We start from the raw sequence: 12402 nt of genomic DNA, 5'->3' as shown, positions 1-12402 counted from the left end.
CTCATTCATCATCGAATACCAATTCGGCTAACGACGAAGCGATCCACAACAGACAGCCGGAAACCAAAATGGTCATCAGCAGGTTGAGCCAGCGACGGGGATAGCGGGCCTCATCGGAGAGGTTCGGGCGCGCGATTTGCTCGAGATAAAGCTGCTGGCGGCTGGCCCCGGCCTGGGCGCTGCTGAGCTGCAGGCTGGAGGCCATCAATTGCTTTTCCGCTATGTCCCGCTGTGCCGCAAGCTCTTCATAGGCGCGGAGCCGATCCGCGAGCGATCCATTGCCGCCCGCCGTCGCGCCGATCTGACGGCCCAGCTGGCTTTCCAACGCGCTCCGGCGGGCACGCAATTGCCCGATCAGCGGGCTTTGCGGTGCGACACGGAGGGTTTGGTCGAGCTGCACCTCGATCTGGGCGAGTTCAGCCGCCGTACCGGATTGGAGCTTGACCGACGCCCCGGCATCCAGCTCGGGCTCGATAATGCGGTCGCGGTTGCGCACCTCGTTCATTCTGGCCAGCACGCTCTCAAGTTGGCGCGATGCCTGATCGGCATCGCGCTCAGCGCCGCCGACCAGATTGGCTCGGGCCCGCTGGTTGAGCCGGTTGACCATCGCCTCGGAGGCACTGAGCAGGCGCTGGGCTATCTCTTGGGCGTCGGCGGCCGTGAACGACTGCACCTGAACGTGAATGATGTCGGTGGCGCGATCGAACTCGGAATGTACGTAGCCCTGAAAATGCCTGTAGAAATCTTCTCTACTGGAGCCCGTCAACAGAGATGGAAAAGCTGCGATCGGATCCAGACCGCGCCCGCTGAAGGTGCGGGTGACGAGTCCGTCTCGATCGATACTGCGCAACACGTCGCGGGATTGCAGATAGGCGACAACGGCTTCGCTGTCGTCCGCGACGCCGACGCCCCCCCCCTGGCCAAGGCTGACAATGCTAAGCCGATCGCGCGCGCCTTGGCTGGAGCGGACAACAAAGCTGATCTCTGAGGCATAGCGGGGAGTTGCGATGATGAAATTGTAAACGACCGCGCAGACCACTGGCGCGACAAAGACAAGCCAAACCAATCCGCGCCGCAAGCGTCGCAGGCGTTGCCGGGGTGGATCGCTGTCCTCGATCGAAACATTACGCGACGAAGTGTCGTCGAGCCGGACCAGGGCGCTGGTGGAAGGGGGCCTGGCCATTGGCTATTCCATCTCGATATGTTTTTGGGCCTTGAGTACCAGAACCCAGCCTAGTGCATTGGCGCCAATGCCCCACAGCAGGATGTACCAAGGGTCCCAGAACGTGGGCATGGCGTGACCGAACAACCCGGCGCGATACATCTCGCAGGCCTGGACCAGCGGCGAGAGCACTACGACCTCACGTGCGGCGGGCGGTAGCCAATAGACCATGTAGAACACGCCCGTCAGCGGCAGGATCAGGTACATCACCGGCTGAACAAAGCGTTCGATCGTCTCGGACAGGTGCGTGACCCCGGTAATGATCAGGGCCACGCCGAAGGTGAGAAAGCATATCAGTGTCCAGGCGCCAAGCAGAACGAGGTAGTCGTCCACCGGATCGATGATGCCCAACAACGCCAACGGGATGTAGGCCGCGAAGAAAGCCATCAGCACCCCGATCGACTCCAGCATGCCGCGAGCGATCAGGATATCGATTGGCTTGACCGAGCGATGAAACAACAGCCCGGATGCCTGCCGGAAGCTGTTGCTCAGGCGCGCGGTCATATGGCGCCACAAAGTGAGGTAGGTGTAGCCGGTCAGCACCAGCGGGATCACTCGGACCCCATGGTTGCGCTCTCCGTAGATCAGCGACCATGACGCCATGACCCCCAGCGCCAGCACCAGAGGCTCCAGTACCTGCCACAGGAAGCCGAGATTGCTGTGCCCGAAACGGGCCATCAGCTCGCGGATGAACAAAGCGTTGATGACCCGCATCTTGAGCCTGATGCGATCAAGGTAGCCGCGCATGATCCACCTCAGTCAAGATTGAGGTGCTCGCGGCTGCCCGATACCAGCAGGTACAGCATCAGGAACGACCAGCAGCTCAAGAGTGCAACGGTCAAGAAGTAGCGCCACCGCCGCGGCTCCAGCGGTTCGTCGGGCAGATTTGGGCGGACGACCGTTTCGATATAGATCTGCTGCCGCATGGCTTCCTGCCGCGCGGTTTCCATCTGCGATTGTGCGGTTTCATAGACCTTCGCGGCCAATTCCTGTTTGACCTTCAGATCCTCATAATTGCCCAGTTTTTCGGAAAGACCGTTCTTCGGCCCGGTCAGATCTCCCTGCTGTCGCGCGATCTGACTTTCCAGCGCGGCGATCCGCTGCCGCACGGCGGGGATGGCAGGGTTGTCGGGGGCCTTGGCCAGCATTGTCTGGAGATTGACCCGCAGCATTGCCAAGCTCCGGTTCAACGTAGAGCTACGATCGACGGCTGCTCCGGCGCTCTTCATCGGATCGACATTTTCCGAAGCGTTACGATAACGGGTCAGCGCAAGCGTGGCGTCGGTCAGGCCGGTTTCGGCTTGCGCGAGGGTCTGTTCGGCCTGACCCAACGTATCGCGGCGGGCGCGACTGTTGAGGACATTGATCTGCTCTTCGCTCAGGGTGACCAAGGCGTCCATGATCGCCTTCGCGTCCGCTGCGCGATAGGCGCTCACCTTTACCGTGGTGATGCCGGTTTCGTCGTCCTTTTCTACCGTCAATTGTCGCTTGAAATAGCGGTAGAGCCTTTCGTCCGTATCGCGGTCACCGGGGTGATAGCGGGTGATGGGATCGGCTCCGGCGCGGGTGTAGACGGCGCGCAAATTCACCTTGCGCATCAGCCCCTTCATCACGTCGCGGGAATAGAGATATTCCTGGATCGCATAAGCGTCGTCATTGGCGCGAGCGATGCCGAAGTCGCGCAGATAGGCGGAAATGCCTTCCGATGCTGGCTTGTTGACGCTGCGAACGAGAAAGCGGCTTTCAGAAACATAGCGATCGGAGGCGATCAGCCCGTAATACACCGCGGCCGCAACAGTGGGCAGCACGAAAACGCTCAGAAACAGCACCCATCCGTAATGGTCGGTGAGATAGCCGCGTAATCTTTTCCAGCCTGATCCGTCCACGCCATTGGGCCGGGAACTGGAGGCGGGCGAAGTCATTGGGCCTCTTCCGCCATATACCGATATGTCTCTCGAACGCCTTCCTGTAGAGTCGTACCGGGAACCGGCGCACCGATCGCGCTCAGTTTCGCAACGTTTGCCTCGGTGAAATATTGATAACGACCGATCAAATTGGCTGGCATGTCGATAAATTCAATCCGTGGGTCCTGGTCCAGGGCGGCAAACATGGCTCGGCCAGCATCCAACCAGCTTTGTGCTTTGCCGGTGCCGACATTATAGAGGTCGCCGGGGAAAGTGTTCTTCAGCATCCATTCCACCACCGCGACGCAATCGCCGACATAGACGAAATCGCGCTGTTGGCCTCCATCAGAATAATCGGTGCGATCGGATTTGAATAAGCGTAGCGTGTCCCCATCGCGCAGTCGTTCGAAATTGCTGGTCATCACCGAGCGCATCGTTCCCTTATGCTGCTCTCGGGGGCCATAGACGTTGAAGAACTTGAGTCCGGCCCAGCGAGGCGGCGCCGGTTCACCCCGCGCAATGCTCGCCAATATCTGGCGATCAAACGCCAACTTGCTCCAGCCATAGGCGTTCAGCGGACGCAGGCTGGCAAGGTAATCCGGATCGGAACGATCGTCGAATCCGAGGCTGCCGCCGCCATAAGTCGCTGCTGAGGAAGCATAAATAAATGGAATGCCGCGTCGGGTGCAGAATTGCCACAGAGTGTGGCTAAGCTGAAGATTGCTGCGCACGATGAGGTCGACGTCTCGCTCGGTAGTGGCACTGACGGCGCCCATATGCACCACGGCTGCCAAGCCGCTGCCAGCTCTTTCCAGGAAATCGGATAGTTGTTCTGGAAAAATGAAACGGTCCACGGCGCAGTGCCGCAGGTTTTTCCACTTGTCATCCTGGCCGAACCAGTCACAAACCGTCACAGGGCCGAACCGGAGCAGCGCTTCGACCAGATTGGCGCCGATGAACCCGGCGCCGCCCGTTACCAATATCATTTCACGCTCGCATTTTCGGGATTGGAAACAAGGGGCGTATCGAACTCTTGCCCCTGTTTGATCCGCGCGATTGCCCCAGTGGTTGAAAGGCCGGGCAAGAGTTCGATCAGATGCACCCTGCCGCCATGGGCCTTTACCACTTCGGCGCCGACTACCTGATCCTCGCGATAATCAGCCCCTTTTATTAGATCCGTCGGCAGCAACCGTTCGATAAGTGAAAGGGGGGTATCTTCATCGAACACCACTACCAGATCGACAGCGCCCATCGCAGCCAAAACGGCCGCGCGCGATGCCTCGCTCTGGACCGGGCGTGACGGGCCCTTGAGCTGGGAAACCGAAGTGTCGCTGTTCAGCCCCACGACGAGCCGGTCGCAACAGGCGCGGGCTTGGCGGAGAATCTGGACGTGGCCGGCATGGACGATATCGAAGCAACCGTTGGTAAAGCCGACGCGGAGGCCTTCACGCTTCCATGCCTGTACCATCTGGGCGGCGTCCTCCGCAGTGCAGATCGCGCTGGGAGCAGACCGCGTACGATCCAGTTCCCCGACCGCATGGGCGAGTTCAGCGCTGGATAGCGTCGCTGTACCCAGCTTGCGAACCACTGTTCCGGCGCCCGCGTTAGCCACGAGGGCGGCATCTTCCATTGTCAGCCCGCTCGCGATCCCGGCACAGAATATTGCCAATGCCGTATCGCCGGCGCCGGACACATCGAATACCTCGGTTGCCGTGGCATGCAGATGGCTCATTTCATGGCCGGGGCGGAACAGGGCCATTCCATCTTCGGAAAGGGTGAGCAGTATGGCGCCGCCAGTCACTTCCATCGCCAGCGCGGCGGCGGTCGCGCTGCTGGTAAGATCTCGGCAGGGTAGGCCGCTAAAGGCGGCAAGCTCGCTGCGGTTCGGCTTAATGACGCTAGCCCCGGCATAGATCGCGAAGTCGCGCCGCTTTGGGTCAACAATTACCGGCTTGCCCAGTTCGCGGCATCGCGAGATCGCATGACGCAACACACGATCGGTGAGCAAGCCTTTTGCGTAATCCGAAAGCGCCACCACGTCGTAGTCGCCGATGGCGCGATCGAAATTGGCGACTACCCGGTCCTCGATCGCTTCGGGCAATTGGGAGAAGTCTTCCTCATCGCAGCGCAACAATTGCTGGCTGCCGCTGATAAAACGGGTTTTAAGCGTCGTTGGCCGGGCTGGGTCAGACACGAGGAGGGTGGAATCGCAAGCTTTGTCGAAGATCATTTCGGAGCAAAGGCGCCCCGCTTCATCGGTGCCAATCACTGCGATCAGTCCCGCCTGGCCTCCCAGGGAGGCGATGTTCGCCAGCACATTGCCGGCCCCTCCCAGCATCTTCTGTTCTCGGTTGACGTGAAGCACCGGCACCGGCGCTTCGGGCGAAATGCGCGAGACCGACCCATAGCGAAAACGGTCGAGCATGAGATCGCCGACTACAAGAACGCGCGCGTTCGTTAGTAGCGCTGGGTCAGGAAAAAAGCTGTTCACGAAAGCTCCGCGTCAGATAGTTTTATTAGGCTTCGTCCGCGGCTTACCATGGCTTGCCGCTGAAGGGACCGTGGCCGTTGACATGACGCAGCACCTCGGAAAACCCGAACATGATATGATACAGGGTCGATGCGGGAATATGATCGCACTTGGGCTGTAGGGAGGGCGATGCCAAATAGTCAATCCACAGCCCTGGAGGCAGGGTGGAAGCGGGGCCGGTGCATCGCGGGGTTAAGAAATGGTCAAAAATCCGCGTCAAATTGTCCGCAATTGCCATATCGTCGAACCCGGGACCTTGCCCGTGGCGCTCGCGCATAGCGACCTGGGCTTTTAGATATTCAGTGTTCGGCCAGATCCTAAGGTCACCAGCAAGCACTAGTCCGGCGGGATCCACGGCGTCTACGATCAGGCCGGTAACGGGATCGTGCCCATGAGCTTGGGCGAACGTGTACAGAAGATCGGCGATAGCGAACGCTTCGGGGCACCGGGCGAGATCGCCATAGCGGCACAAAAGCCAGACCCATTCATAATGGTGGCCGGGTTCGATCCGGATCGTGCCAGAATTGTCACCGGCGCGCCAATCTTCGTCAAAGAACTCCGGCAGCGTGCCGGTCACCGGGTCGAACAGAGTGTTCGAAGCAAGGTCGAACAATTCGTCGGCGAGCTGGCGCGCTGCCTCACTCCCCGTGAAGGAGGCTAGAAAGATTGCGGCCTCGAAGAGATGCATGTGCGGGTTTTGCTGGTGCTGACCGCAATCGTCTTGACGGGCGAGATAGCCTCGCCCCGAAGGAGAGCGCATCGTTTCGCGAAGATGCGCCAACGCGGTATCGGCCATTTCGACAGCCTCGGCGTCGCCGGAAAGCTTGTACCACCAAGCGAGTGCGAATAGGCCAAAGGCGATGTCATAAAGGTCGGAAGTCGGATCGAGTAAAGTGCCGTCACTGCCGAGGCGAGAGGCAAATTGCCGATCCTGCCGCAGGCACCTGCTTTTGAGGAATGCGGCGCCACGCTCAGCCACTTCGCGGGCGCCTCCCACATCGCCCAGGGCGGCATGGGTGAAAACATAGAGCTGCCGGCCGGTGACGCGCACGCGCTTGAAACCCGGATCAATTGGTGTCCCTACCCAATCGAACCGTTCGGCGAAACCGCCGCATTGTTCATCGCACGCCAAATCCAGCAGCGCGGGAAGGGCAAATTCAGCCCATTCTCGCGTACGCTTTAGGCATTCCGGCAAGCTTAATTTCGGCGATATCGCCTTCATTCTTTGACTCACGCCGCTGTCGCCGCCTTAGTCCATGAAAAGCCAAGCCTGGACGCCGGCGTAGTCATTCCACAGCCGGCGGCCAACTCCGCCCATGTCATTAAAAACATGAGTTAGGCCATCGGCACTATAGAGCGAGATGTGCCCGTTGTTGGGCCCGAGATACCACCACTCGCGATCGAGGCCGTTTGGATCCCACTGGGCCGTCTGAAAGGCAAAAACTCCCCTGGGTTTCAGGTGCGCCCGAACGATGTTAAAAATTTTACGAGGGTCGGGCAGATGCTCGATGACTTCACAGGATGTGATGATATCGAATTTGCGGTCACCAAGATCGGGTAGATACCATTCCTTGCCAACCTTTGGGGGAATGATATCTGTCCCCCACACGTTGAGGTTAAGTGATTTGCGCCCCATCTCGACAAATCCGCCGATGCCGCAGCCGAAATCAAGTATTTCGGCCTTGTCGAGACGAATGTTTAGTAATTCATTCGACAGGGCGACAAGGCGAAAAGTCTCGGTAACACGTCCATACCAGTCGGGATCTTGGTTTTCCCAGTATGTTTCATCGTATATCGTCGAATGATCTTGATTATCAATGGCATCTGTAAATAAAAAACTGCAATTGTCGCATTGATAATACCAGCAATCGTCTGGTTCGTTCGGTATAGGATGACCAGTTTTCTTGCTATAGGGAAGACCAAATTGAACGGTTGCCTTAGATCCGCATAGTTTGCACGTAGTGTTATCGCGTTTAATTGGAAGTTGAAGCATGGTCTTTTCTTCCTGAAGAAAATAAATTCGGATAATTTTCCAAGTTTTTTCTTATCGGGGATTGTAAAGTTTAAGGCGGCAATGTTCCCGGTCGGCAATATCCCTCGTAACGGGATTAGCGAAAGGGAAAAGGTTGAGGAGAGCATCCGCGAACCGCACGGTCAGGCGTCCTTTAGCCCACGCTTCCACAGCTGCTCTTTCCTCCGCACCATGTCCCGTCCTAACATGAAAGAGAGCGCCAACTCTCGCCTCCGCTCCGGCGATCATATCGGCCAGCGTGTCCCCGGTCATGATCGACTCAGCCAGGATGAGCCCATGATCTCGCGCGGCCGCAAGCAACATGCCCGGCTCCGGTTTGCGCCATGGGTGGTTGGGATGGAAAGGGCAGGCGTAGGTGGCGTCAACGAGGTTCGAGCCCAAGCCTTCGATTACCGCCGATTCCACCGCTCGATATTGATCGGGCGAAACCAGGCCGCGCGCGAAACCGGACTGGTTGGTAACGATAATCACAGCATAACCGTTATCCCGAAAAGCCGCGATCGTCTCGCGCGCGCCCAGAATAAGCGAAACCTCGGCGGGGTCCGCAAGATACGGCACGTTTTCTATAACCGTGCCGTCGCGATCCAAGAACAGCGCCGGCTTCCCGGTGAGATCGCGTTGAGTGTGGCGAGTGGTCCAGCCGCGTTCAGGCAGATCGGTGGCGCTCATGCCTCGATCATCTCGGCAACGGCGGCAAGCACCTCGTCAGTTCGGATAGCCGCGACGCAAGGGCTGATGGAACGAAGGCCCGAAACGCTGCAAGCGAGATCCTCGTTGCGCCAGCAAGGAGCGCATCCGAAGCTTTCTTGATGCCATAGTATTTTCACTCGCTTGTGATGACGGGTAAAGGTGCGGCCATCGGTCGGACCGAATAGCGCTACCACCGGTACATCGAACGCGGCCGCGGCATGCAAGAAAGCACTATCGACGCTAACCATCGCCGCGACTCTGGAAACGAGTGCCAATGAGCGCCCGAGAGGCAGGCCGGCGGTAGTCGTTATGCCTTCCGCTTGTGGCAGGCCATTTGCGACGTGATGGAAGATCAGGACGTCGTAATCTTTAGCGATTGCGCGGATGATATTGGCTATCTCGGGATGGTCTTTATAGCTGTCGCGGGAGAAAGGCTGAACGCCGACCAGTGGTCGCTTGGCGCCGCTTTCCCTGCCGATGCCGTGTTGCTTCAGGAAATCGTCGCAAAATTCCTCTTCTTGAGTGGAGAGGAAGTGATTGATGTGCCACCCCTGCCTCTGAAGTCGCTTCAGGTCCACGCGCATCGCCTGAGCGAAGATTTCCACCCGCCCTTTCCTGATTTCTGGCCTAGTCCGGCTCTCGTAGCGGCTGGCCGGGCACTGGCTGAGATTGAAGAAATGACGATACGTGGAAATATCGATCGGCGGGCCGTCGATGTCGATTAAGTTGACATGGGGATTGTGCTCGAAGATCGGAAAGAACTTCCGAGGAATGGCGAAATCCACCGCTTGCCCGTAACGGGTCGCGTTGGCTTCGAGCCCCGGCTCCATCATCAGCAGATCGCCGATCCCCCCCATTGCTCGTGTAACCAGCACCCGGCCCTGTTTGTTGCGCGTCAAGGAGAACGGGTCGCCGGTCTTGCCGCTGCTTTTTAGCGAGCGGTAGCAAAGGCCCAGAACCAATAGGCAGCACAGGGCGCGGATCTTGATCGATACGAAGCTGAGCGGCTGACGGCGCCCGCGCAGGCAGTCCAGATAGGCTTGCGAAGCCCGGCGGATCAGAGCGGAACGCAGCGGCGCTGTCGGTTCGTTGCGTCCCATCGCGACGAATGGCGCCATCCGGATGCCGGCCCGGCGCGGCGACAGGCGACGGACATTGGCGGCGAGCCAGCGTCCCAAAGCGATGAAGGACATGTTGGTGTCCGCCAATGTGCCCTGCAGCAAATGGGCTTGCGCGTACAATTCGATGAGCTGGAGGAAATGCCCAGGATTGTCTTCCAACGCATAGGGCCGTCGTGCATGGTGGGAAACAAGCTCGAGCACGCCCTTCGCGTCGCCCATGAACAGGCGGATGCGAGCGCGCAACAGTCGCGCGCCCATCGCTTCGCCGGGATAGATGCGCTGGCAGTAATCGTGGAATTCGCCGATCAATTCCTCGAACCGCCCGGTCAATTTCTGATCATGCGTACGAAAATGGGGCCGGCTGGTTTCGAAGATGCCGGAAAGGACGCTCGTGATTCGTCCGCAATCGGCGGGACGAACGATAGGATAGCCGGCGACCGTCAGCCCCTGGCTCTTCAGCGACGCGACAAGACGTTCGGCCTGCCGGAAATCGGCAAAGGCTGCCTCATCCAGGAACTCCGAGAAGAACTCGCCCAGCAGGTTTTGATCCGGCGGGATAGGCCGAGTATCCGCCTTCTCGGCGGCAAGCTGGTTCATGGGAATTGCGAGCCATTATAAAATGATAGCGGTCCAGTCTCTATTGGCAGCAGATTCACCCTGAGGCAAGGCTGTGCGCCAACTGAGTTCAACGCCCGTCGCTACCCAAAACGGTCACGTTTCAGTGGGGCACGTCACCGACGGCATGTCTCACAAACCTGCGGATCCCCCAGATGTTAGCCGAAGGCCGAAAAGCGTCTCGGAAACGCGCGAACCATGCATGCCCTATGCAAAGGTGCGAACACCCGCGGTTTGGATTGGAGCAGCTTTAGATTTTATTGCGTAGGATGAATGCGATAAATGCTTCGCTGGTGACCCCTACGGGAATCGAACCCGTGTTTCAGCCGTGAAAGGGCCGCGTCCTAACCGCTAGACGAAGGGGCCGAGCGTGTCGGCGCGGATGAGCGGTTAGGGAAAGCGAGGCGTTCGGTCAAGCGTTGTGCGCGTTTGCCGTGATCAATCCGCCCAAGCGGCGTCATCGAGATGCAATTCGGCCGCGGGACGCGATCCCCAATCGTCGATCTTGGGTCGGCCGGCGAGCCATAATTTGCGATCCCGCGGCGCCTGTAACAGCGTCTGGCCGAGCAACGTATCGGCCGAGCGGAACGCCATGGCCTTGAGGCTACGGCCATCGTCGCCGGCGACGATGGCACGGACATGGCCATTGCCGACGACATCGACGCGGACGATTCGGAACGGCCCCGCCGCAACGCGCGGCGCCGGCCAGCCCATACCATAAGGGCCACCCGCCTCCATCGTCTCGCACAGGCCCGGAGTCACCCCGCCCGGCGCGAGCAGGGCGTCGACCAGCAAGGCGCGATCTTCGCGCGCATTGGCAACCGCCACAGCAAGGCGCTCTTCCAGGAATGCGGCGAATTCGGGAATACGATCGACGTCGATCGTCAGCCCGGCCGCCATGGCATGACCGCCGCCAGCGACGAGAACACCCATCTCCTTCGCGGCCAGGACCACCGCGCCGAGATCTACACCGGTAATCGACCGGCCAGATCCCTTACCCGTGCCGCTATCATCGATGGCGATGACGATCGCCGGAATGCCAAGCTTCTCCTTGAGCCGCCCAGCGACAATGCCGATCACGCCGGGATGCCAGCCCCGGCCGGCGACCACCGCGACGGCGCTGCCATGGGGCAGCAGCTCCGCTTGTTCCTGAACCATGGCCTCGATCGCGCGACGCTCTTCATTGAGCCGGTCGAGTTCGGCGGCGATGCTGCGCGCTTCGTTCACGTCCTCGGTAGTGAGCAGCCGCACGCCGAGATCGGCGCGGCCGACGCGGCCACCCGCGTTGATCCTCGGCCCCAGCGCGAAGCCCAGGTCGCTGCAGGTCGGCGCGCGCGTCAGCCGCGATGCCTCGACCAACGCGGCGAGGCCGACATTGCCACGCTGCGCCATCACCTTCAGCCCTTGCGCAACGAACGCGCGATTGAGGCCCTTCAGCTGCGCGACATCGGCAACCGTGCCGAGCGCGACCAGATCGAGCAGATCGAGCAATTTGGGCTCGGCCCGGTCAGCGAAATAGCCGCGGCTGCGTAACTCGCGCAGCAACGCCGCGCCGAGCAGAAAGGCTACGCCGACTGCCGCGAGGTGGCCGTGGGCGGCACCGTCGCCCTCATCGAGCCGGTTGGGGTTCACCAAAGCATGTGCGTGGGGAAGGGCGGCGGCGCATTTGTGATGATCGACGACGACGACGTCGACCCCGGCATTGCGTGCCATGTCGAGTGCGTCGAACGCCTGGGCGCCGCAATCGACGGTGACGATCAAGGTCGCGCCGCCGCTGGCGATCCGCACCAATGCCTCGCCTGACGGGCCGTATCCCTCCATTAGCCGGTCCGGGATATAAGCTGCCGGCGTTAGGCCCAGGTCGCGCAGCAACCGGATCATCAGCGCCGCCGAGGTCGCGCCATCGACATCGTAATCGCCGAATATCGTGACCTGTTCGTTCGCCTGGACGGCGTCTGCCAGACGGCGAGCGGCCTTGTCCATGTCGTTGAAGATCGAGGGGTCCGGCATGAAACCGCGAATGCTCGGCGACCGATTGGCCTCGATCGCGTCGCGCCCGACGCCGCGGGCGAGCAGCAATTGCGTAACCAGGTCGTCGGGCTGGAACCCCGGATCGCGTGCGTCGGCCGCCAAAGCTCGCCAGCGCCACGCCTGGCCAAGAAAGGAACGGGTGATGCCGGCGACGTTGTCCATCGCCCGCGGTTTAGCTGCGCAGAGTCTGATGCGCTAGGCGGCTTGCCGCGTGCTTGGTTGCAATGCGTCAGGGTTGGGTGATGTGCGAGTCGTCC

At 60.1% G+C, this 12402-nt stretch carries 10 protein-coding genes and 1 tRNA gene; all 11 read right to left on the bottom strand.

The genetic code is table 11. From position 1 onward, the window contains the following. Position 1 precedes the first annotated feature (1 nt). On the bottom strand, positions 2 to 1183 hold the full coding sequence (locus tag SPR01S_RS05580; protein ID WP_066586129.1) for a KpsE/RkpR family capsule polysaccharide export protein: 1182 nt from the start codon (positions 1181 to 1183) through the stop codon (positions 2 to 4). A 3-nt stretch (positions 1184 to 1186) separates the two neighbouring features. Continuing rightward, positions 1187 to 1969: an ABC transporter permease gene (locus SPR01S_RS05575; RefSeq protein ID WP_066586115.1), complete on the bottom strand. Its 783-nt coding sequence runs from the start codon at positions 1967 to 1969 to the stop codon at positions 1187 to 1189. An 8-nt stretch (positions 1970 to 1977) separates the two neighbouring features. Continuing rightward, the gene (locus SPR01S_RS05570; RefSeq protein ID WP_084250968.1) at positions 1978 to 3144 is read right to left on the bottom strand and encodes a KpsE/RkpR family capsule polysaccharide export protein; all 1167 of its coding nucleotides are present in this window, start codon (positions 3142 to 3144) and stop codon (positions 1978 to 1980) included. After that, positions 3141 to 4112: an ADP-glyceromanno-heptose 6-epimerase gene (gene rfaD / locus SPR01S_RS05565; protein ID WP_066586109.1), complete on the bottom strand. Its 972-nt coding sequence runs from the start codon at positions 4110 to 4112 to the stop codon at positions 3141 to 3143. Before rfaD ends, SPR01S_RS05570 begins: the two co-directional genes overlap by 4 nt. Continuing rightward, a complete protein-coding gene (gene rfaE1 / locus SPR01S_RS05560; RefSeq protein ID WP_066586099.1) occupies positions 4109 to 5617 on the bottom strand; it encodes a D-glycero-beta-D-manno-heptose-7-phosphate kinase in 1509 nt (502 codons plus the stop codon). The genes rfaD and rfaE1 overlap by 4 nt, the downstream gene beginning before the upstream one ends. A gap of 43 nt (positions 5618 to 5660) precedes the next feature. Continuing rightward, complete coding sequence (locus SPR01S_RS05555) at positions 5661 to 6878, bottom strand: AGE family epimerase/isomerase (RefSeq protein WP_084250966.1); 1218 nt, start codon at positions 6876 to 6878, stop codon at positions 5661 to 5663. Between the two features lie 27 nt (positions 6879 to 6905). After that, positions 6906 to 7649 (bottom strand): class I SAM-dependent methyltransferase, encoded by a 744-nt coding sequence (locus SPR01S_RS21140; RefSeq protein WP_084250965.1) that lies wholly within the window; start codon positions 7647 to 7649, stop codon positions 6906 to 6908. A 51-nt stretch (positions 7650 to 7700) separates the two neighbouring features. Next, positions 7701 to 8357: a D-glycero-alpha-D-manno-heptose-1,7-bisphosphate 7-phosphatase gene (locus tag SPR01S_RS05545; protein WP_066586090.1), complete on the bottom strand. Its 657-nt coding sequence runs from the start codon at positions 8355 to 8357 to the stop codon at positions 7701 to 7703. After that, complete coding sequence (locus SPR01S_RS05540) at positions 8354 to 10096, bottom strand: glycosyltransferase family 9 protein (protein ID WP_066586084.1); 1743 nt, start codon at positions 10094 to 10096, stop codon at positions 8354 to 8356. Before SPR01S_RS05540 ends, SPR01S_RS05545 begins: the two co-directional genes overlap by 4 nt. 309 nt (positions 10097 to 10405) lie before the next feature. Then, positions 10406 to 10480 (bottom strand) — tRNA-Glu (locus tag SPR01S_RS05535). A 72-nt stretch (positions 10481 to 10552) separates the two neighbouring features. Beyond that, complete coding sequence (gene recJ, locus SPR01S_RS05530; protein WP_066586081.1) at positions 10553 to 12307, bottom strand: single-stranded-DNA-specific exonuclease RecJ; 1755 nt, start codon at positions 12305 to 12307, stop codon at positions 10553 to 10555. Positions 12308 to 12402: the final 95 nt, after the last annotated feature.

This window comes from Sphingomonas pruni NBRC 15498 (assembly GCF_001598455.1).
In the GTDB taxonomy this organism is placed as follows: Bacteria; Pseudomonadota; Alphaproteobacteria; order Sphingomonadales; family Sphingomonadaceae; genus Sphingomonas; species Sphingomonas pruni.
Note: the sequence above shows the minus strand (reverse complement) of the source record. Positions and strands in the feature narration are given on the sequence as shown.